Origin of the sequence: Acuticoccus sp. I52.16.1, assembly GCF_022865125.1 — a bacterium.
Classification (GTDB): domain Bacteria; phylum Pseudomonadota; class Alphaproteobacteria; order Rhizobiales; family Amorphaceae; genus Acuticoccus.
On sequence record NZ_CP094828.1, the window covers coordinates 1,791,232 to 1,810,973 of the forward strand.

Annotated in this window: 18 protein-coding genes; 4 read left to right on the forward strand and 14 right to left on the reverse strand. The window is 70.5% G+C overall.

Translation table 11 applies throughout. The features are described 5' to 3' along the window. Positions 1 to 27: 27 nt before the first annotated feature. From MRB58_RS08105 to MRB58_RS08150, 10 genes are all read right to left on the reverse strand, one after another. Positions 28 to 642, reverse strand: a complete 615-nt coding sequence (locus tag MRB58_RS08105; protein ID WP_244781211.1) for a cysteine hydrolase — start codon at positions 640 to 642, stop codon at positions 28 to 30. Then, positions 639 to 2,696, reverse strand: coding sequence for a hydantoinase/oxoprolinase family protein (locus MRB58_RS08110; RefSeq protein WP_244781212.1), 2,058 nt, complete (start codon positions 2,694 to 2,696; stop codon positions 639 to 641). Before MRB58_RS08110 ends, MRB58_RS08105 begins: the two co-directional genes overlap by 4 nt. Continuing rightward, entirely contained in the window at positions 2,693 to 4,375 is a 1,683-nt protein-coding gene (locus tag MRB58_RS08115) for a hydantoinase B/oxoprolinase family protein (RefSeq protein ID WP_244781213.1), read from the reverse strand. The genes MRB58_RS08110 and MRB58_RS08115 overlap by 4 nt, the downstream gene beginning before the upstream one ends. After that, positions 4,372 to 5,253: an oxaloacetate decarboxylase gene (locus MRB58_RS08120; protein ID WP_244781214.1), complete on the reverse strand. Its 882-nt coding sequence runs from the start codon at positions 5,251 to 5,253 to the stop codon at positions 4,372 to 4,374. The genes MRB58_RS08115 and MRB58_RS08120 overlap by 4 nt, the downstream gene beginning before the upstream one ends. Before the next feature lie 25 nt (positions 5,254 to 5,278). Further along, the gene (locus MRB58_RS08125) at positions 5,279 to 5,980 is read right to left on the reverse strand and encodes an ABC transporter ATP-binding protein (RefSeq protein WP_244781215.1); all 702 of its coding nucleotides are present in this window, start codon (positions 5,978 to 5,980) and stop codon (positions 5,279 to 5,281) included. Beyond that, on the reverse strand, positions 5,973 to 6,719 hold the full coding sequence (locus MRB58_RS08130; RefSeq protein ID WP_244781216.1) for an ABC transporter ATP-binding protein: 747 nt from the start codon (positions 6,717 to 6,719) through the stop codon (positions 5,973 to 5,975). Before MRB58_RS08130 ends, MRB58_RS08125 begins: the two co-directional genes overlap by 8 nt. Beyond that, positions 6,719 to 7,687, reverse strand: coding sequence for a branched-chain amino acid ABC transporter permease (locus MRB58_RS08135; protein ID WP_244781217.1), 969 nt, complete (start codon positions 7,685 to 7,687; stop codon positions 6,719 to 6,721). The genes MRB58_RS08130 and MRB58_RS08135 overlap by 1 nt, the downstream gene beginning before the upstream one ends. Further along, positions 7,684 to 8,556 carry a branched-chain amino acid ABC transporter permease gene (locus MRB58_RS08140; RefSeq protein ID WP_244781218.1) on the reverse strand — a complete coding sequence of 291 codons (873 nt, stop codon included), beginning with the start codon at positions 8,554 to 8,556 and terminating at the stop codon, positions 7,684 to 7,686. Before MRB58_RS08140 ends, MRB58_RS08135 begins: the two co-directional genes overlap by 4 nt. 69 nt (positions 8,557 to 8,625) lie before the next feature. After that, positions 8,626 to 9,852 (reverse strand): ABC transporter substrate-binding protein, encoded by a 1,227-nt coding sequence (locus MRB58_RS08145; protein ID WP_244781219.1) that lies wholly within the window; start codon positions 9,850 to 9,852, stop codon positions 8,626 to 8,628. Between the two features lie 13 nt (positions 9,853 to 9,865). After that, on the reverse strand, positions 9,866 to 10,669 hold the full coding sequence (locus tag MRB58_RS08150; RefSeq protein ID WP_244781220.1) for a GntR family transcriptional regulator: 804 nt from the start codon (positions 10,667 to 10,669) through the stop codon (positions 9,866 to 9,868). Between the two features lie 146 nt (positions 10,670 to 10,815). Here MRB58_RS08150 and MRB58_RS08155 point away from each other — a divergent pair, with 146 nt between their 5' ends. Together MRB58_RS08155 and MRB58_RS08160 are read left to right on the forward strand one after the other, a co-directional pair. After that, the gene (locus tag MRB58_RS08155; RefSeq protein ID WP_244781221.1) at positions 10,816 to 12,789 is read left to right on the forward strand and encodes an FAD-dependent oxidoreductase; all 1,974 of its coding nucleotides are present in this window, start codon (positions 10,816 to 10,818) and stop codon (positions 12,787 to 12,789) included. Further along, positions 12,790 to 13,818: an NAD(P)-dependent oxidoreductase gene (locus MRB58_RS08160; RefSeq protein WP_244781222.1), complete on the forward strand. Its 1,029-nt coding sequence runs from the start codon at positions 12,790 to 12,792 to the stop codon at positions 13,816 to 13,818. Here the strand turns inward: MRB58_RS08160 and MRB58_RS08165 are convergent. Next, positions 13,803 to 14,543 carry an SDR family NAD(P)-dependent oxidoreductase gene (locus MRB58_RS08165; RefSeq protein ID WP_244781223.1) on the reverse strand — a complete coding sequence of 247 codons (741 nt, stop codon included), beginning with the start codon at positions 14,541 to 14,543 and terminating at the stop codon, positions 13,803 to 13,805. The two genes, MRB58_RS08160 and MRB58_RS08165, sit on opposite strands and share 16 nt — an antisense overlap. Before the next feature lie 131 nt (positions 14,544 to 14,674). On the opposite strand from MRB58_RS08165, the gene leuC reads away from it, so the two are divergent. Then, entirely contained in the window at positions 14,675 to 16,135 is a 1,461-nt protein-coding gene (gene leuC, locus MRB58_RS08170) for a 3-isopropylmalate dehydratase large subunit (RefSeq protein ID WP_244781224.1), read from the forward strand. Next, positions 16,132 to 16,743 (forward strand): 3-isopropylmalate dehydratase small subunit, encoded by a 612-nt coding sequence (gene leuD / locus MRB58_RS08175; protein WP_244781225.1) that lies wholly within the window; start codon positions 16,132 to 16,134, stop codon positions 16,741 to 16,743. The genes leuC and leuD overlap by 4 nt, the downstream gene beginning before the upstream one ends. A 29-nt stretch (positions 16,744 to 16,772) precedes the next feature. Here leuD and MRB58_RS08180 read toward each other — a convergent pair whose 3' ends face one another. The 3 genes from MRB58_RS08180 to MRB58_RS08190 all read right to left on the reverse strand — a co-directional run bounded on the left by MRB58_RS08180 (position 16,773) and on the right by MRB58_RS08190 (position 19,618). Continuing rightward, a complete protein-coding gene (locus MRB58_RS08180) occupies positions 16,773 to 17,774 on the reverse strand; it encodes an MDR family oxidoreductase (protein ID WP_244781226.1) in 1,002 nt (333 codons plus the stop codon). Between the two features lie 98 nt (positions 17,775 to 17,872). Then, complete coding sequence (locus MRB58_RS08185; RefSeq protein ID WP_244781227.1) at positions 17,873 to 18,457, reverse strand: GbsR/MarR family transcriptional regulator; 585 nt, start codon at positions 18,455 to 18,457, stop codon at positions 17,873 to 17,875. A 156-nt stretch (positions 18,458 to 18,613) separates the two neighbouring features. Next, positions 18,614 to 19,618: an extracellular solute-binding protein gene (locus MRB58_RS08190; RefSeq protein WP_244781228.1), complete on the reverse strand. Its 1,005-nt coding sequence runs from the start codon at positions 19,616 to 19,618 to the stop codon at positions 18,614 to 18,616. Between the last annotated feature and the right edge of the window lie 124 nt (positions 19,619 to 19,742).

Here is a 19,742-nt window from a genome sequence, read left to right on the forward strand (position 1 = left end):
CGGCACCGGCACTGGCGGCGGGCAGGGTCACGCGGCGAGCACCTCGTCCGTCATCTCCGCCACGGTCGCGACGCGGCATACCGGGCGCAGCGCCTCGATGGACGTTTCGTGGACGCGCTCGGTGAATGCCGCCGTGCCGTCCGACAGCACCACGGTCTCGAGGTCGCGCACGTGGGCGTCGCGCACCGTGGAGGCGACCCCGCCGTTGGTGACGATGCCGGCGACGATCAGCTTATGGATGTCGCACTTGCGCAGAACCCACTCGAAGCGGGTCATGTAGAACGCCGAGTAGGCGATCTTCTCCACCGTCAGGTCCGCCGGCTGCAGCGTGTCGACGAGCTGGTGCCCCCATTGGCCGGGCGCGAAGTCGCCCTTCTTCAAGAAGGGGCGCAATGCCTTGAGGTGCGGGGAGACGATCGGCTCGCCGCGCTTGGCCGGAACCAGCGTGAACTGGGTCGAGATCACCCAGCCCCCCTTCTGCCGCAGCGCGTCGGCGAGCGGCTTCACCCGCTCCGGCAGCGCCGCGATGGCCGGCGCCGACTGGCCGGCTCGGCCGTAGGCGCCGTCCGGATGGATGAAATCGTTCTGCAGGTCGACGATCAGGAGCGCGGTCCGCTCCACGGGGATGGCGTGTCCGCTCATTTGCGCTCCACGATGATGTTGCCGAACCGGTCGACGCGGGCCTTCAGGTCCGGGTCGACGACGGTGGTGGCGTCGGGCTGTTCCAGGATCGCCGGGCCGTCGATCTCGGCGCCGACGGGAAGGTCGAGCCGGGCGTAGACGTCCGTCTCGTGCCAGGCGCCGCCGAACCAGACGGGGCGGCGGCCGGTCCGGGCCGCGGCGACGTCGCCGGTGGCCGTGGGGGCCAGCGCCGCCATGTCGAAGCCGGGGCGGATGCCGATGGCGCTGGTCCGCAAATTAACGATCTTCATCGGCACCCCCGGCAGCAGGCGGCTGAACGAGCGCTGGTAGGCCGCCTCGAACGCCGCGCGGATCATCGCCACGGTGACGCCCGTCGTCTCGCCGTCGAGCGCCACCGGGACGGTCACGCCGATGGTGTGCGTCTGGCCGATATAGTGCATGTCGAGCTCGAAGCGCGTCTCGATCCGCTCCACCGCGAGGCGTGCGTTCTCCACCACCTCGCGCGTCGCCCGCGCCTCGGCCACCATGCGCGCGTCGAGGGCGGCGATGTCGATCCCCTCCAGCGCGACGTTGACGGTCTGCACCTGGTCGTGGCGGATGTCGGCGATGACGCAGCCGAGCGCCGAGGTGACGCCCGGATAGCGCGGCACCAGCGCCGCCTTGAGGCCGACGTCCTTGATCAGCGCGCCGGCGTGCAGCGCGCCGCCGCCACCGAACGGCATCGCCGCGAAGCGCGCCGGGTCGTGCCCGCGCTCGATCGACATCAGCCGGATCGCGCCGGCCATCTTCGAGTCGGCGATCTTCACGATGGCTTCGGCCGCCGCCATCACGTCGAGGCCCAGCGGCTCGGCGACGTGGGTGGCGATGGCGGCCTCAGCGGCGGCAACGTCGAGCCGCGCCAGCTTGCCGCCGATCGGCTTGGCCGCGTTGATGCGGCCGAGGACGACGTTGGCGTCGGTCAGCGTCGGCCGGTCGTTGCCGCCGCCGTAGCAGACCGGACCGGGCACCGAGCCGGCGCTCTCCGGGCCGACTTCCAGGAGGCCGCCGCGGTCGACGTGAGCGATGGAGCCGCCGCCGGCGCCGATGGTGGTGATCTCGATCATCGGCGTGCGCACGACGAGGCCGTAGTCGATCGTCGTCTGCGCCGACAGCGCGGTCTTGCCGTCGACCACCAGCGACACGTCGAACGAGGTGCCGCCGAGGTCGCCGGTGATGACGTTGGGGAACCCCGCCGCCTCGGCGATCGCCGCCGCCGCGATGACGCCCGCCGCCGGTCCCGACAGCGCGGTTCGCACCGGCAGCTGGCAAGCCGTCTCGGTCGACATCACGCCGCCGTTGGACTGGACGATGTGGAAGCGGCCGGCGAAGGCGTCGCGCGTCAGCGCCGTCTCCAGACGGTCCAGGTAGGAGCCGACCACCGGCTGCAGGTAGGCGTTGAGCACCGTCGTCGAGGTGCGTTCGAACTCGCGGATCTCGGGCAGGATCTGCGAGGAGGCGGCGACGTGGTCGTTGGGCCAGACCTCGCGTACGGCGGCGAGCGCGGCCTCTTCGTTGGCCGGGTTGGCGTAGGCGTTGACGAAGACGATGGCCACCGCCTCCGCCCCCGCCGCGGTCAGCGCGCGCGCCGCGGCGGCGACCTCGGCCGGGTCGACCGCGGTGCGCACCGTGCCGTCCGCCAGCGTCCGCTCTGCGACCTCGAGGCGCATGTCGCGGTCCACCACCGGGACGAAGTCGCCCGACAGGCCCCAGGTGCGGCGCCGGTCGCGCCGGCGCATCTCCAGGACGTCGCGGAAACCGGCGGTGGTGATGAGCCCGGTGCGCGCCCCCTTGCGCTCCAGCAGCGCGTTGGTGCCGACCGTGGTGCCGTGGACGATCGACGTCAGTTCGGCGACGGCGCCGAAGCTCGTCAGCCCGTCCATGAAGCCGACCGCTTCGTTGCCCCGGTTCGAGGGCACCTTGTTGGTGCGGAACGCGCGCGCGTCCTCGTCGTAGAAGAAGAGGTCCGTAAACGTGCCGCCGACGTCGACGCCGACGATCTTTCCAAGTGCGCTCACTCCGCCGCCTCGCTCAATCCGTACACATCGCGGGCCTCGTCGGCGCTGACGAAGCCGAGCCGCACGTCGCGCTTCACCGCCTCGCGGTCGCGCGTCTTCGGGTCGCCCCAGCCGCCGCCGCCGGGCGATTCCAGCCGCACCCGCTGCCCGGCGCGCACCCGCACCCCGGTGATCTTCGACACCATCGGCGGGCTCTTCTCGCCCTCGTCCGACTGCCAGGTGAAGCGGTTGGTCGCCGCATCGCCGCCGCCGGCGACACCGAACGGCGCGCGCTTGCCCCGCTCGCCCAGCAGCGAGACGTCCGCGTCGGTCAGCGGCTCGATCTCGTAGACGGCGCCGACGCCGCCGCGGTGCGCGCCCGCCCCCGCCGAGTTCGGCCGCAGCGCCCACTGGGTGAACATCACCGGATAGGCCGCCTCCAGGATCTCGATCGGCGGGATCGTCGCGGTGGAGATCGGGTTGTTGGCGTGGTTCAGCCCGTCCGACTCCGGGTTGCCGCCGAGGCCGCCGCCGAAGAACGAGAACATCACCCAGCGCGAGCCGTCGTCGCGATGGCCGGCGATGGAGAGGGCGTTGATGGTACCGAAGGGCGCGGCCATCGCCTTCACCGGGTCCGCCTGGGCGACGGCGCCGAAGACGACGCCGATGAGACGCAGGATCGTCTCGGTATAGCCGGCCGTCGGCTTGGGGGCCTTGGCGCCGAGCAGCGAGCCGTCGGTGATCTCGAACGAGATCGGCCGCAGGCAGCCGGCGTTGGCCGGAACGTCGGTGAAGACGTGCTTCAGCGCCACGTAGCAGGCGGCGATGGTGGTCGCGCGCGAGATGTTGATCGGCCCCTGCGGCCCGGGCGACGAGCGCGAGAAATCGAGCGCCATCGTGTCGCCGGAAATGGTGAGGTCGAGCGCGACGGTCAGCATCTCGTCGACGATGCCGTCGTTGTCGAGGACATCCTCGAACGAGTAGCGCCCGTCCGGCAGCGCCTCGATGGCGGCGCGCATCAGCGCCTCGGCCCGGTCGGAGAACGCCTCGAAGGCGGTGGCGATGGTGGCGTCGCCGTACTCGTCGAGCAGCGCGCCGAGGCGTCGCTCGCCGAGGTCCAGCGCGTTGAGCTGGCCGTTGAGGTCGCCCCAGTTGGACATCGGCACCCGGGCCATCGCGTCGATGATGTCGAGGATGTCCTGCTGCATCTCGCCGGCGCGGATCAGCTTCACCGGCGGGATGCGCGCGCCCTCCTGGAAGCTCTCGGTGGCCTTGGGATTGTATCCGCCCGGCACGTTGCCGCCGACGTCGAGCCAGTGGCCCACCGAGGCCATCCAGCAGAACAGCGCGCCGTCCCGGAAGATCGGCCGCACGAGGCGGAAATCGTTGAGGTGGGTGCCGCCGTCGTACGGGTCGTTGAAGATGAAGGTGTCGCCCTCGCTCAGCCCCCCGTCCCTGGCCACTTTGTCGATCACCGACTTCACGGCGAACGCCATCGCGCCGACGAAGATGGGCAGGCCCGAGGTACCCTGCACCAGCGTCTCGCCGGTCTCGCGGTGGTAGAAGCCGTGGCAGGCGTCCTTCGCCTCGGCGATGATGGGGTTGAACGCGGAGCGGTAGAGCGTCGCGTCCATTTCGTCGACGATCTGCTCCAGCCGCCCCTTGAGGACGGCGAGCGTGACGGGGTCCAGCGCGCTCAAGCGGCGTCCTCTTTGGTCTCGGTGGTCTCGTAGGCCTTGCCGCGCTCCAACATCTCGGGCGTGCCGATGAGGGCGTTGAGGGCCGTGAAGTCGAACATGCGGTCGGCGAACGGGCGGTTGGAACCGTTGGCGGCGAGCGAGCGGTAGTAGTCCTGCGCATGCCGGGCGAGGGCGCGGACGATGCCGCCGGGGAAGATGACGATGGAGAAGCCCAGCGCGCCCAGCTCGTCGGCGGAGGTGATCGGCGTGTCGCCGCCCTCCACCATGTTCGCCAGCAGCGGCCGCGTGGTGCCGAGCGCGTCGACCACGGCCTCGAGCTGCTCGGCCGAGCGCGGCGCCTCGACGAAGAGGACGTCCGCCCCCGCCTCGGCGTAGGCGCGGGCCCGGTCGATGGCGCGCTCGAATCCCTCCACCGCGACCGCGTCGGTACGGGCGACGATGAGCGTCTCCTCGCTCGCGCGCACGTCGACGGCGGCCTTCACCTTGCCGACCATCTCGCCGACGGAGATCAGCGACTTGTCGCGCAGGTGACCGCAGCGTTTGGGCGCGGTCTGGTCCTCGAGCTGGATCGCCGAGGCCCCCGCCCGCTCGAAGGTCCGCACCGTGCGCTCGACGTTGAGCGCGTTGCCGTAGCCGTTGTCGGCGTCGACCAGGAACGGGGTGGGCACCCGGTCGCGCACCAGAGCGATCGTCTCGGCGACCTCGCTCATCGAGACGAGGCCGATATCCGGCCGGCCGAGCCGCGTGTAGGCGATCGCGGCGCCCGACAGGTACAGCAGCTCGAACCCCGCGTCGGTGGCGATCGAGGCGGTCAGCGCGTCGTAGACGCCGGGCGCCACGACGGGGCGATCGTCTTGAAGTCTCTCCCTCAAGCCCATTTTGTCGTCCTTGGTTTGGAGCCGCTCAGAGGCCCAGGTAGGCGCGCTTCAGTTCCGGGTCGTCCCGCAGTGTCGCGGCCGGTCCGGAGAGGGCCACCTGCCCGTTCTCCAGGATGTAGGCCCGCGAGGCGAGCTGAAGCGATTGCACGACGTTCTGCTCCACCAGCATGATGGGCAATCCGCCTTCGTTGAGCGCGGCGATGAGCGCGAACATCTCCTCCACCAGGAGCGGGGAGAGCCCGAGCGACGGCTCGTCGAGGATGAGGAGCTTCGGCTCGCCCATCATGCCGCGGCCGATCGCCAGCATCTGTTGTTCGCCGCCCGACAGCGTCCCGGCCGACTGCCGGTGCCGCTCCTTCAGGCGCGGGAAGGTTGCGAAGACGCGTTCGAGGTTGGCCTGACGCGCGGACTTGGCCCGGCGGTAGCAGCCGCATTCGAGGTTTTCGCGAACCGAGAGATTGGGGAAGATCCGCCGCCCCTCGGGCACGTGGATGAGACCGCGCGCGACGATCTGCGCGGCCGACAGGCCGTCGATCCGCTCGCCGTCGAACGTCACCGTGCCCGCGTCCCGCTTCACCAGGCCGGAGAGGACCATGTTGAGCGTCGTCTTGCCGACGCCGTTGGCGCCCAGCACCGCGACGATCTCGCCGGCGCCGACCGCGAGGTCGAGGCCGCGCAGCACCTCGGTGCCGCCGTAGCCGGCGCGGATGGCGTGGACCTCAAGCATGTCCGGCCTCCCCGCGCAGCCGCTCCGCCGCGCCGTGGCCGAGATAGGCCTCGACGACGACCGGGTCGGCACTGATTTCGCGCGGCGTGCCGGCGGCGATCACCGCGCCCTGGTTGATGACGGTGACGTGCTCGCAAAGGTCCATGACCGCCTGCATGATGTGCTCGATCATCAGGATCGTCACCCCGTCCTCGTCGCGGATGGTGCGCACCAGCGGGAGGATGTCACGGATCTCGGACGGGTTGAGGCCGGCGAGCACCTCGTCCAGCAGCAGGAGCCGTGGCGCGGTGGCGAGCGCGCGGGCGAGCTCCAGCCGCTTGCGCCCCGCCACCGTGAGGCCCGAGGCCGCGCGGTCGAGGTCGCGGGCGAGGCCGACGCGCTCGGCCACCGCCGCCGCCTTCGCCATCGCCTCGCGCCGGTGCGGCGTGTGCAGGTAGGCGCCGACGGCGATGTTCTCGTGCACCGAGAGCCCGGCGAAGGGCTTCACGATCTGGAACGTGCGGGCGAGGCCCCGGCGGGCGCGCACGTGCGGCTTCTCGGCGGTGATGTCCGCGCCCTCGTAGGCGACGCGGCCCTCGGTCGGCGGCAGGAACCCGGCGATCATCGCGAACAGCGTCGTCTTGCCGGCGCCGTTGGGGCCGATGAGCCCGGCGATGGCCCCCTGCGGCACCCGAAGCGACACGTCGTCGACCGCGACGAGGCCGGCGAAGCGCTTGGTCAGTCCGTCGACGACGAGCATCAATTGTCCTCCCGGCGGGTGCGGCGGGCGAACAGGCGCCGGCCGAGGCCGTAGATGCCGCTCGGCGCGAACGCCACGGTCAGCACCAGGATGACGCCGAAGACGGCGAGATCGAGCCCCGGAATGTCGCCCGAGAACGCCTTGGTGACCTCCGACAGGCCGTGCAGCACGACCGCGCCCAGGAGCGGCCCCAGCATGGTGCCGAGCCCGCCGACGATGGCGGCGAACAGCGCCTCGATGGAGATCCAGGTGCCGTAGGCGACGTTGGCGTCGATGAAGAGATAATTCTGCGTGTAGAGGGCGCCCGCCGCCGCGGTGACGGCCGCCGACAGGACGATCGCGCCGAGTTTCACGCGGAAGACGTCGACGCCGAGCGCCTGCGCGGCTTCCTCGTTTTCGCGCACCGCGACCAGGTGGGCGCCGAAGCGCGAGCGCTCCAGCCAGCGCGTGACGAGCAGGGCGACGAAGACGAAGCCCACCAGGATCAGCGCGAAGATGCGCCGGTCCTCGAACTGGAGGTTCGCCGCGCCGTAGTCGATCGGCACCAAGAGCCCCGCCGCGCCGCCGGTGAAGGGAGCCGAGTTGGCGCAGATCCGCAGCACCTCGGCGAACGCCAGCGTCACCAGCGCGAAGTACGACCCCCGCAGGCCCGAGCGGAACGACACCGCGCCGATGAACGCCCCCACCGCCGCGCCGACGAGAATGCCCGCGAGGAGCCCCACCCAGGCGTTGATGTCGAACGTGATCTGCAGGATCGCCGTGGTGTAGGCGCCGGTGCCGAAGAAGGCGGCGTGTCCGAACGAGGTCTGCCCGCCGAATCCGCCGAGGATGTTCCACCCCTGCGCCGTCATCGTCACGATCAGCGTGAAGATGAGGAGGTTGAGGAGGCTGCCCGAGAGGCCGACGAACGGCAGCGCCGCCAGGATCGCCAGCGCCAGGAGGGCGGGGAGGAAGTCGCGGGAGGTCACTGGCGCGCTCCGAAGAGGCCGGTCGGCTTGAAGAGCAGGACCAGGATGAAGATGAGGAAGATGCCGATCTGACCGAGGCTGTCGCCCAGGAAAAGGCTCGACGCGCTCTCCACGACGCCGATGAGCAATCCGCCGATCAGCGCCCCGGTGATCGACCCCATGCCGCCCAGCACCACCACGGTGAAGGCGACCAGCACGAACGCCGCGCCGGTGGTGGGGCTGACGTAGAAGGTCGGCATCAAGAGCCCCGCCGCCACCGCCAGACAGGCGCACCCGAGCCCGAAGGTGATGGCGTAGATGCGCGCCACGTCGATGCCGACGAGGCTGGCGCCGGTCTTCTCCTTGGCGACGGCGCGGATCGCCCGGCCGGTGGCGGTCTGGTTCAGCACCACCCAGAGGAGCGCCGCCGTCACGACGGCGACGCCCAGGCCGATCACCCGCGGATAGGACAGGAGCAGCGGCCCCGCCTCGATCACCTCGAATGCATAGTCGGTGGAGATGGTGCGCGTGTCGGACCGGAAGACGGCGAGGAGCACGTTCTGGATGACGATCGACAGGCCGAGCGTCACGAGGAGGATGTTGTTGTCGGACCCGTGCGAGGCCGGGCCGATGATCGCGCGTTGCAGGCCGTAGCCCAGCGCGAACATCACCGGCGCGATGAGGAGGATCGACACGTACGGGTCGATCCCCAGCGTCTCGTTGACGATCCACACGCCGAACATCGCCACCGTCAGCAGCGCGCCGTGGGCGAAGTTGACGATATGCAGGACGCCGTAGATCAACGTCAGGCCGAGGGCGACGAGCGCATAGACGGCCCCCAGCATGAGGCCGTTCAACAGCGCTTCGGCAATGATCAGCGGCGAATACATACGCGCCCTTGGTCGGTGTCGGGGCCGGGGGTCGGGGCGGCGGGCCGGCGCACCGGCCCGCGCGCGGGCTTACTGGTTGACCGGGAAGACCGGCTCCGCCTGAGCATACTCCTGCGGGTAGATCACGTTGATCGCGCCGTCCTGGACCTGTGTGTTCAGCGGCAGCGCGCTGGTGTTCTGGCCGGTCTCGTCGAACTTCGTCATGCCGTACGGCATCACGCCGCTCTCGAACTCCTGGGTGCGCAGGGTCTCGATGATGGCGTCCTTGTCGGTCGACCCGGCCTTCTCCAGCGCCTGGGCGAAGACCTTCACCAGGGAGTAGTTCGTCGGCGTGTTGTAGGCGAGGAACTTGCCCTGCGCCTCGACGATCTCCTTCAGCTCCTGCGTCTTGGGCAGGTTCGGATCGCCCCAGTGGTTGCAGTCCATCACGCCCTCGGCCGCCTCCGGGAACTCGTCGACGAAGCGGTAGGACGAGGCGGCGCCGCCGAACACGGCATAGACGCCCATCGGCCGCACGCGCTGCTGCTGCAACGTCCGCGCGAAGAGTACGAACTCGTTGTAGTAGTGCGACGGGATGATGAGGTCGGGTTGCAGCGAGCGCAGGCGCAGGACGACGTTGGACATGTCGCGCGCCGGGGTCGGGTGCGAGAGCGTCGCGACGATCTCGAAGCCGAGGTCCGGCAGGCGCTTCTCCATCAGCCCGGCGAGGCCGGAGCCGAACAGGCCGTCCTCGTGGACGAGGGCGACGGTCTTGGCCGGGTTGCCGGCGTCGCTGTTCAGCTTCTCCAGGTTGGCGAGGGCGACCTCGGTCGCCATCGTGAAGCTGGGGCCGAAGCGGAAGGTGTTGGCGAGGCCGCGCTCGGTGATCGTATCGGAGACCGCGGTGTCGACGATATAGGGCAGGTTGTAGCGCGAGGCGGCCTGCGTGGCGGTCAGCGAGATGCCCGAGGCGAAGCCGCCGAGCACGCCCGCGACGCCCGCCTCGTTGAGGTCCTCGACCGCCTGCGCGCCCGCCTCGGCGTTGGAGCGCGAGTCGCCGATGATCAGCTCGATCGGCGCGCCGCCCATCGACTGGATGCCGCCCGCCTCGTTGATCTCCTTGACGGCTTGCTCGGCGCCGATGCGCGCCAGGTCGCCGTCGAGGGCGAAGAAGCCGGAAATCGGCTGGCACAGGCCGACCTTGACCGGCGCGGGGCTCTGCGCCCGCAGGATGCCCGGCGCCGCCAGCACGGCCGCCGCGGCGACGCCGCCCTTCAGCACGGTTCGGCGCGTCGTGTCGTTGAATCGTTTGGTCATGCTCTCCCCTCTCTTATCGCTCCGGTTCTGCCGGCAGGCTCGCCGCCGGGACGGACGTGGCGGGGCTCCAGCGACTGTCGCCGTCCCCTCTCGTTCGAACGAGATCCATGTGCAGGCTGTACCGGTCCGGCCGGTAGAGCGCGTGCAGGTGTTCCAGGCCCTCGCCGTCGGGGCCGTAGACGACGCGCGTCAGCGAGATCAGCGGCGCGCCGACGGTGAGGTCCAGCGCGTCCGCCACGTCGGGGCTGGCGAGCGCGGCACTGATGTCCTGGCAGGCGTGCTCGGCGCGGAAGCCGGACCGCTCGATCAGCCGCAGCAGGGGCACCGTCGCCAGCTCGTCGCGCGAGTAGTTGCGGCCGATGCGCTCCGGCACCGAAGCGGTGAGGTAGGAGAAGGGCTCGCCGTCCACATGGCGGACGCGGACCGAAACCTGGACGCGCTCGTCGGCCTCCATCCGCAACGCATCGCGGATGCGCTGGGGCGGCATCTGGTAGCCGAACGTCAGCAGGCGCACGTCGGTCGTGCGGCCCATCTCGCGCAGGTGCGAGAACACGTTGGCGACGTCGGCGACGATGGTCTGCACCTTCGCCTCGTCCTTGCGCACGAAGGTGCCCGAGCCGGGTCGCTTGTCGATCAGCTCCTCGGCGGCCAGCCGATCGAGCGCACGGCGGATGGTGACGCGGGAGACGCTGTAGGCGTCGGCGAGTGCGGGCTCGGCGGGCAGGCGCGTGCCGGCGGGGAGTTGCCCTCCGGCGATCTGGTCCCGCAGGAGCAGGTACACGCGCTGGGTCTTCAACGGATCCGTCGCCTCGCGCACGCCCGAAACCTCATCGGTATCAACTTTGATACAGCCATTGTATGAAATGAGTGACAGGTGCCGTCAAGCCGAATATGCTGCCATTGTGTGCATGATCAATCGCCGGGCACCGCACACCCCGCGACGCAAACATTCTGGCTGATCCCATGGCACCGCCCCTCGGCCGCGTGCTCGACCCGCTCCGGGTCGGCAACCTGACCTTTCGCAACCGCATCTTCGTCCCCGCCCACACGACGAACTACGGCGAGAACCACCTGCCCAGCGACCGGCACCGCGCCTACCACCAGGCACGCGCCCGCGGCGGGGTCGGAGCGATCATCTTCGAATCGATCCGCGTCACGCCCAACTCGCTCGGCCGCCCGCAGGCCGTGCAGGGGTTCGACCCGTCCTGCATCGCCCCCTTCCGGCGGGTGACGGACGCGGTGAAGGCGGAAGGGGCGCGGATCCTAGGGCAGATCATCCACCTCGGCCGCCAGGTCGAAGGGGACTTCGAGCGCACGGTCTCCTGGGGCGCTTCGCCGATCCCGTGGTCCACCACCGCCCTGCCGCCCCGCCCGATGGACGAGGACGACATGGCCGAGGTCATCGACGGCCACGTGAAGACGGCGCGGAACATGGTGGAGGCCGGCTTCGAGGGGATCGAGTTGCAGATGGGCCATGGCCACCTGTTGCAGCAGTTCCTCTCCCCCCTCTCCAACCAGCGCGAGGATGCCTACGGCGGGACGATCGAGAACCGCCTGCGCTTCCCCGCCGCGGTGCTGGCGGCCGTGCGCGCCGCGGTGGGGCCGGACCTGTGCCTCGGCATCCGCGTCAGCGGCGACGAGTACGTGGACGGCGGCCTCGGCATCGACGACGTCGAGCGGATGGTGCCGGCGCTGGCGGCGGAGACGCGGGTGGACTTCGTCAACGTCTCCCATTCGGCCTACCACGCGAGCTACTCGCTGGCGACACAGATGGCCGACATGGCGCTCGATCCGGCGCCCTTCCGCATGCTGCCCGAACGCATCCGCGCCGCCTTGCGCGCCGAAGGACACGCCATCCCGGTGTTCGCCGTCTGCCGCTTCTCCCGCCTCGCCGAAGCCGACGCGATGATCGCGGCCGGTCGCGCCGACGCGGTCGGCATGGCCCGCGCGCACCTCGCCGAGCCGGCGATCGTGAAGAAGACCGTCGCCGGCCGCGAGGACGAGATTCGCCCCTGCGTCGCCTGCGATCAGGGGTGCGCGGGAATGCTGGAAAAGAACCTGCCCATCCGCTGTCTGACCAACCCCGTCGCGGGGCTGGAGACCGTCTGGCCCGAGCCCGAGGACGCCCCCGCCGCCACGCCGCGTCGCGTGCTGGTGGTCGGCGGCGGGCCGGCTGGGCTGGAGGCGGCCCGCGTCGCCGCCGCGCGAGGCCACGAGGTGACGATGTGGGAGCGTGGCGACACGCTCGGCGGCCAGCTCGCCCAGGCCGCCGCGATGCCCAAGCGCGCCGAGTTCGCCGAGTTCCTGGCCTACGAGCGCGGCGCCCTCGCCCGACTTCAGGTGCCGATCGCCCACGGCGTCACGGCCGACGCCGACGCCATCGCCGCCTTCGCGGCGGACGTCGTGGTGCTCGCCACCGGCTCCGACCCTGTGCGTCAGCCCCTCCCCGGCGGCGGCCGCACCGTCACCGTCGCGGAGGCCATCGGCGATCCCGCCGCGCTGGGCGATACCGTCGCCGTGGCCGACGTCACCGGCGAGTGGGCCGCCCTCGCCGCGGTCGAGCATCTGGCCGACCTCGGCAAGCGCGTGAGCGTGTTCGTGCCTATCGGCGCGTTCGCCTGGCGCACGACGATCTACTCCACGCTCGCCACCTCCAGGCGGCTGCGGGAGCGCAAGGTGAAGCTGATGCCGCTGCGCAAGGCGCTCGCCTGGGACGGCACCCGACTCGAGGTCGAAGACGTCTCCACCGGCGAGCGCGAGAGCCACGGCCCCTACTCGGCCCTGGTCTTCGCGCAGCACAACACCGCCGATCAATCACTTTACAAAGCGCTTAAGCGACGTGGTATCGACGTACGGCAGGTGGGAGACAACGTCGCCCCGCGGACCGCCCTCGAGGCCGTCTACCACGGCCATATGACCGCGCGGGAGATCGCATAGATGACGATATTGGTGACCGGGGCCGGCGGCTTCGTCGGCCTCAACGTGGTGGAGCGCCTGCTCACCGACGGGCATACCGTCGTGGCGCTCGGCAACCGGCCGCTGCCGAGCATCGCGCGCGACCATTTTTCCGTGCTGCCCGGCCAGCTCCACCCCGTCACCGCCGACGTTCGCGACGCCGCGGCCCTGCGCGCCGCGATCGCCGATTTCGGCGTCACGCGCATCTTCCACGGCGCGGCGATCACCCTCGGCCCGGCCGGGACCATCGCCCCGCCGACCGACGTGATCGACATCAACGTCGTCTCGATGGCGGTGCTGCTGGAACTTGCCCGCGAGTTCGGTATCGCCCGCTTCGTCTACCCCAGCTCGACCGCCGTCTATGCCGGCTACGCCTTCGCCGCGGCACTCGTCACCGAGGACATGGCGCCGACCCCCAACGCCCTCTACGGCTACACCAAGCTCGCCTGCGAGCGGCTGGCGCTGGAAGCGGCGGCGCGGCATGGCCTGTCGATCGCGCTGGGGCGCATCACCGCCGCCTTCGGCCCCTGGGAGCACGACACCGGCGTGCGCGAGACGCTGAGCCCGCCCTACCAGCTCGCCCGCAAGGCGGTGGCGAGCGAACCGGTGGTGATCGCCGACCGCGGCTGGCGCGACTGGACCTCCAGCCGCGACGTCGCTCGCGTCTTCGCGCTGCTCTTGACGACCGACACGCTGGCGCACGACACCTACAATATCAGCCTGGGTGAGACGTGGAGCCCGGCGCGGCTGGCCGAAGCCCTCTCGATGCGCCTGCCGGTCGACTGGTCCATCGGCCCGCCCAACATCTCCTACAACGACGACCTGTCCCGCCGGCGCAGCGCGCTGAGCAACGCCCGCCTCGCCCGCGACTTCGGCTACCGTTTCATGACCCCGGACGAGGCGGCGGGCGACTACGCCGCCTGGGTCGCCGACTTCGGCGCCACTGGCTTCGCGGCGCTGGAGAACCCGCGCCGAGAGGCGGCGCCCGCGGGGGCTCAGGTGGCGCAGTAGCCGCCATCGACCAGCATGTCGGAGCCGGTCATGAAGCTGGCGCCGTCGCTGGCGATGAAGAGCGCGGCCTCGGCGATCTCCTCCGGGCGACCGACGCGGCCGAGCGCGTGCTTGGGCCCCAGGGCCTCCTCGACGCCCGCCTCCCCGTTCATCACCGTGGTCAGCCGGCTCGTCATCACCGCACCGGGCGAGAGGCTGACGGCGCGGATGCCGTCCTCGGCATGGTCCACCGCCAGGGTCCGGGTGAACGAGATGAGCCCGGCCTTGCTGGCCGAGTAGGGCGCGCGGCCCTTCGTCGTCACCGTGCCGAGCTGCGAGGCCACGTTGACGATCACTCCGCCGCCGCCCGCCGCCATGTGCGGGATCGCGCTCTGGCACATCAGAAACGCGCCGGTGAGGTTGATCTCCAGCGTCTGGCGCCAGGTCGCGGCGGTGATCTCGGTCACCTTGCCCACCAGCACCGGCCCGGCCGCGTTGTTGACGAGGATGTCGATCCGCCCGAACCGCTCCATGACCGCCGCCACCGCGCGCGCCACCGCCGCATCGTCGGTCACGTCGCATTCCATCACCATGCCGCCGCCGGGTGCGGCGGGCAGGCTGCGCGCCAGGTCGAGCGCGGCGACGCGAGCGCCGGCCTTGGTGTAGCGCGCCACGATCGCCGCGCCGATGCCGCCGCTGGCGCCCGTCACGATCGCCACGCGCCCGTCGAGTGGGAGGTCGGCCATGAAGTCGGTTCCTTTCGCCCCGCGCGGACCGACTGGCCGGCCGCGCCATGCACCTTACGTTCGATGCTGTATGGTGTTTAATACAGGAGCGAGCGCGCCCCGGTGGGATCGCGCCCTGCGGAGGAACCCTAATGCCGGCCGCCGATCCCCCCAAGTCCGGACGCGCACCCGAGCCTAGGACGCTCTACGACAAAGTCTGGGACGCGCACGTCGTCGTCACCCGCGAGGACGGCGAGAGTCTGATGTGGATCGACCGCCACTTCGTCCACGAGGGATCGCACCACGCCTTCAACGCACTGAAGGAGCGGGGCGCGACGGTCGCCCGCCCGGACCTCACCTTCGGCGTCGCCGACCACTACGTGCCGACCCGCGCCCGCGCCTCGCTCGACGGTGTCGACCCGTCGATCGTCGGCATGGTGGACAAGCTGAGCGCCAACTGCGCCGCCCACGGCGTCCACCTCTTCGGACTGACGGACCCGCGCCAGGGCATCGTCCACGTCGTCGGCCCCGAGCAGGGGCTGACCTTGCCGGGACTGACGCTGGTCTGCGGTGACAGCCACACCTCGACCCACGGCGCGTTCGGGGCGATGGCCTTCGGCATCGGCGCGTCCGAAGTGGCGCACGTGCTGCTGACGCAGACCATCTGGCAGCGCAAGTCGAAGCGGATGCGGGTGCGAGTGGAGGGCACGCTGCCGCCCGGCGCCAGCGCCAAGGACATCGCCCTGTCGTTCATCGCCAAGGTCGGCTCGGACGGTGCGCGCGGACATGCCATCGAGTACGCGGGGTCGGCGGTTCGCGCGCTGTCGATGGAGGGACGGCTGACGCTGTGCAACCTCTCGATCGAGAGCGGCGGCCGGCTCGGCATGATCGCCCCCGACGCCACGACGCTGGCCTACCTGAAGGGCCGCCCGATGGCCCCCGAGGACGCACGGCTCGACATGGCGGCCGAAGTGTGGGCCGACCTCGCCAGCGATCCCGATGCCGCGTTCGACCGCGAGGTGGTGCTCGACGGTGCCGAGATCGCCCCCACCGTGACCTGGGGGATCAGCCCGGAGGACGCCCTGCCGGTGACCGGGACGGTACCCGACCCCGCCCGCATCGCCGACGAGGCCCGCGCCGCCCACGTGCGCACCGCGCTCGACTACATGGGCCTCGCGCCCGGCATGAAGCTCGACGCGATCTCGGTCGACCGCGTCTTCATCGGCTCGTGCACCAACGCGCGGATCGAGGACCTGCGGGCCGCGGCGGCGGTGCTGGCCGGGCGCAAGGCACGGGTGCCGGGACTGGTGTCGCCCGGCTCCTCGCTGGTGAAGCGGCAGGCGGAGGAAGAGGGTCTCGACCGGATCTTCACCGCGGCGGGGCTGGAGTGGGTCGAATCGGGCTGCTCCATGTGCGTCGGCATGAACGGCGACCTGGTGCCGCCGGGCGAGCGCTGCGCCTCCACAACCAACCGCAACTTCCGCGGCCGGCAGGGGCCCGGTGCACGCACGCACATCATGTCGCCGGCGATGGTGGCCGCCGCCGCCGTCACCGGCCACCTCACCGACCTGCGCCCGCTGCTGGACGGCCGCCCCGTGGAGGAGCCCGCATGACCCCGTTCACCACGTTGACGGCGCAGGCCTGCCCCCTCCCCTTCTCGGGCATCGACACCGACCAGCTGATCCCGGCCCGCTTCATGAAGCGCCCACGATCCGAGGGCTACGGCCGGTTCCTGCTGCACGACCTGCGGATCGACGCTGACGGGACCCCGAGCGGCGACTTCCCCCTGAACGACCCCCGCTTCCGCGAGGCGCAGATCCTTGTGGCGCGGCGCGGCTTCGGCGGCGGCTCCTCGCGCGAGGCGGCGGTCTATGCGCTGGTGGACTACGGCATCCGTTGCGTCGTCGCGCCGAGCTTCGGCGACATCCACGCCTCCAACGCGGTCAACAACGGCCTGCTGCCGGCTCGCGTGTCGGAGGCGGACGCGGAGACGCTGCTCGCCCGCGCCGCCGACACGCCGCTGACCGTCGACCTCGAGGCGCAGACGATCCGGGCGGGCGAGACGGTGGTGCGGTTCGAGATCGAGCCGGTGTGGCGCACCAAGCTCCTCAACGGCTGGAACGACATCGACCTGACGCAGAGCTACGCCGAGGCCATCGCCACGTTCGCCCGCGACGACGCCGCCGCCAACCCCTGGAAGGCCCCGCGGCGGGCCGGCTGACCCGTCGCCGGTGCGACGAAGCTCGTCGTTCAGCGCGCCATGTCGACGACGAGGCGGCCGCGGACCTTGCCGGCGAGGATCTCGGCACCGAGGCCGGGGACGTCCTCCAGGGCCACGTCCTCGATCATGGTTTCGAGGAGCCCGAGCGGGAGGTCGGCGGCGAGGCGCTCCCAGGCGGCGAGGCGCGCCTCGCGCGGCTGCATCACCGAGTCGATGCCCAGGAGATTGACGCCGCGCAGGATGAAGGGGAGCACCGTGCCCCCCTCCATCGCAGGACCGCCGGCCAGGCCCACCGCCGCGACGGAGCCGCCATACTGGATCAGCGTCAGAACGTGGGAGAGCATCGCACCGCCGACGGCGTCGATGGCGGCGGAGTAGTTCTCGCGGCCGAGGGGGCGGCTCGGCGGCTCGGCGAGGGCCGCGCGGGCGACGATCGTGTCGGCGCCGAGCGCCTTGAGGTAGGTCTCCCACTCCGGCCGGCCCGTCACCGCGGCGACGTCGTAGCCGAGTTTTGCGAGGATCGCGACGGCGACGGAGCCCACGCCGCCCGAGGCACCGGTCACCAGCACCGGCCGACCGCCGGGCACCAGCCCGTGCCCCTCCAGCGCCAGCACCGAGAGCATGGACGTCAGCCCCGCCGTGCCCACCGCCATCGCCTGACGCGGGGTCAGGCCGGCGGGCAGCGGCACCAGCCAGTCCCCTTTCACGCGGGCCTTGTCGGCATAACCGCCCCACCAGACCTCGCCGACGCGCCAGCCGGTCAGCACGACCGCGTCGCCGGGCTTGTAGCGCGGGTCGTCGGAGGCCTCGACGGTGCCGGCGAAGTCGATCCCCGGCACATGCGGGTAAGTCCGCACCAGGCCACCGGCCCCGGTGAGGCAGAGGCCGTCTTTGTAGTTCACCGTCGAGTGGCTGACGGCGACGGTGACGAGCTGGTCGCCGGCCTCCCCCGCGGGGAGCCGATCCTCGCCGATGGTCTCGACCTTGGCCGAGACGCCGCTGTCGCTCTTGTCGACGATGAGTGCCCGCATGGTGTCCTCCGGTTCATGGCGCTGGCCATGAACTTAGGGCAGGCGCCCCCTGAAGGTCGACAGGGCTGGCGTCGACAGGGCGGAGGTCGACAGGGCCGTCAGGTGGCGCCGCCGTCCGTTTCGGCCGCGCCCTTGCGGCGGCGCATCGGCAGAACGTTGCCGGCCTTGGCCATGAGGTCGGTGACGCGTGCCCCCAGCGACAGGAGTTGAATCAGCCGGTCGGTCTCCAGGCCGTTCATGTCGTCGTACCAGCCGGAGAGAAGTTCGATGAGCTGGGTCAGCTCCTCGATGCGGTGGTTGGCGTAGGCGTCGCCGTCCAGCCGCTCGCGCGACATCTGTAGTTCACGCAACTTGGTGAGCGTCGGGTCGATCTCGCGGCGCTTGCGCTCCTCGACGAGGGTGCGCACGATCTCCCAAAGGTCGGCGGGGGTGGTGAAGTATTCGCGCCGGTCGCCCGGAAAGTGCTTCAGCCGGACGAGCTTCCAGGCTTGCAGCTCCTTCAGCCCCATGGAGACGTTGGAGCGTGAAAAGCCGAGGCTCTCGGCGATTTCCTCGGCGTTCAGCGGGCGTTCGTTGACGAACAGCAGTGCGTAGATCTGCCCGACGGTGCGGTTGATGCCCCACCGCGATCCCATCTCGCCAAAGTGGAGGACGAACTCCTCCTGTAGCGGTGGCAAGTTCACGGCGGCTCCAACATGCTCGGCGGCATTCTGCACCGCCATGGAGCACTAAAGGCCCTCTCGCCGTGGTTCACAATCCCACGGGGCCACGATTGCTTGCACAATCGCGGCATAACTGGTCCGCGGGGCGCAAGATCCGCCCCGCGGCCGGACGGCGTCCTACTTGTAGCCGACCTCGTTGTAGATCTTCTGCGCGGCCGTGCTGGCGGCGGCGACGTCACCCAGCGGCACGGTGTCGGCGGTGAAGCTCCCCATGGTCACGGCCGCCTCGGACGGCTCGATCCCCTCGACCACCGGGTACTCGTTGTTGCCGGAGGCGAGGAGGTGCTGCGCCTCGGGCGTCAGCGTGAACTTGACCAGTTTGCGCGCGTTCTCGGGGTTCGGCGCGTTCTTGGTGACGCCGATCGCGGAAATGTTGACGTGCGTGCCGTTGGTCTCCTGGTTCGGCCAGACGATGCCGATACCGTCGATCCCCTCGGTCAGCCCGGAGACCTCGCCGGCGAGGCCGCGGGCGAAATAATAATGGTTGGCGAGGGCGATGTCGCACTCACCCGAGACGATGCCGCGGAGCTGGTCGGTGTCGCCGCCCTCGGGGTCGCGGGCAAGATTGGCCATCACGCCTTCGGCCCAGGCGCGCGCGGCATCCTCGCCCTCGTTGACGATGATCGAGGCCAGCAGCGACTGCATGTAGACGTTGGACGACGAGCGCGTGCAGACCATGCCCTTGTACTTCGGGTCGGCGAGGTCCGCGTAAGTCTGCGGCGGGTCGCTCACGTCGGCCTTGTCGATGAAGATGAGGCGCGCGCGGGTCGAGAAGGCGGTCCAGTCGTCCGTCCGCAGGTTCTCGGCGACCTTTTCCTCGACGGCCTCGATCTCGAGCGGCTGGAAGATTCCCGCCTCGTCGGCGCGTGCGATGCGGCCGACGTCGACCGTGATGAAGACGTCGGCAGCGCCCAGCTCGCCCTCGGAGCGGATGCGCTCGATCAGGACGTCGGCGTCGTCTTCGATCCGGTTGACCGCGATTCCGGTGGCGTCGGTGAAGGCGGCGAAGAAGGCGTCGTCGGTGTCGTAGTGGCGCGAGGAATAGACATTCACTTCCTCGGCCATGGCCGAGGCGCCCATGAGGAGGCTCGCGAGGAGAGTGACGGTTATTGTCTTGTGCACGGTCCAGGCTCCCTAAGTAGAGACGGAGCCTGTAGGCCGCACGCAACTTTCAGTCAACGCGCCGGAAGATATCAAAACTTAGAATTGCTAAAATCTCTAGTCTGATTAGAACAATTCGAAAGCC

Excerpts from the sequence above, each read along its gene's own strand:
- MRB58_RS08105 (WP_244781211.1), bottom strand. The coding sequence starts at position 642 with ATGAGCGGACACGCCATCCCCGTGGAGCGGACCGCGCTCCTGATCGTC.
- MRB58_RS08120 (WP_244781214.1), bottom strand. The coding sequence starts at position 5,253 with ATGGGCTTGAGGGAGAGACTTCAAGACGATCGCCCCGTCGTGGCGCCC.
- MRB58_RS08125 (WP_244781215.1), bottom strand. The coding sequence starts at position 5,980 with ATGCTTGAGGTCCACGCCATCCGCGCCGGCTACGGCGGCACCGAGGTG.
- MRB58_RS08130 (WP_244781216.1), bottom strand. The coding sequence starts at position 6,719 with ATGCTCGTCGTCGACGGACTGACCAAGCGCTTCGCCGGCCTCGTCGCG.
- MRB58_RS08140 (WP_244781218.1), bottom strand. The coding sequence starts at position 8,556 with ATGTATTCGCCGCTGATCATTGCCGAAGCGCTGTTGAACGGCCTCATG.
- MRB58_RS08145 (WP_244781219.1), bottom strand. The coding sequence starts at position 9,852 with ATGACCAAACGATTCAACGACACGACGCGCCGAACCGTGCTGAAGGGC.
- MRB58_RS08155 (WP_244781221.1), top strand. The coding sequence starts at position 10,816 with ATGGCACCGCCCCTCGGCCGCGTGCTCGACCCGCTCCGGGTCGGCAAC.
- MRB58_RS08160 (WP_244781222.1), top strand. The coding sequence starts at position 12,790 with ATGACGATATTGGTGACCGGGGCCGGCGGCTTCGTCGGCCTCAACGTG.
- MRB58_RS08165 (WP_244781223.1), bottom strand. The coding sequence starts at position 14,543 with ATGGCCGACCTCCCACTCGACGGGCGCGTGGCGATCGTGACGGGCGCC.
- leuC (WP_244781224.1), top strand. The coding sequence starts at position 14,675 with ATGCCGGCCGCCGATCCCCCCAAGTCCGGACGCGCACCCGAGCCTAGG.
- leuD (WP_244781225.1), top strand. The coding sequence starts at position 16,132 with ATGACCCCGTTCACCACGTTGACGGCGCAGGCCTGCCCCCTCCCCTTC.
- MRB58_RS08180 (WP_244781226.1), bottom strand. The coding sequence starts at position 17,774 with ATGCGGGCACTCATCGTCGACAAGAGCGACAGCGGCGTCTCGGCCAAG.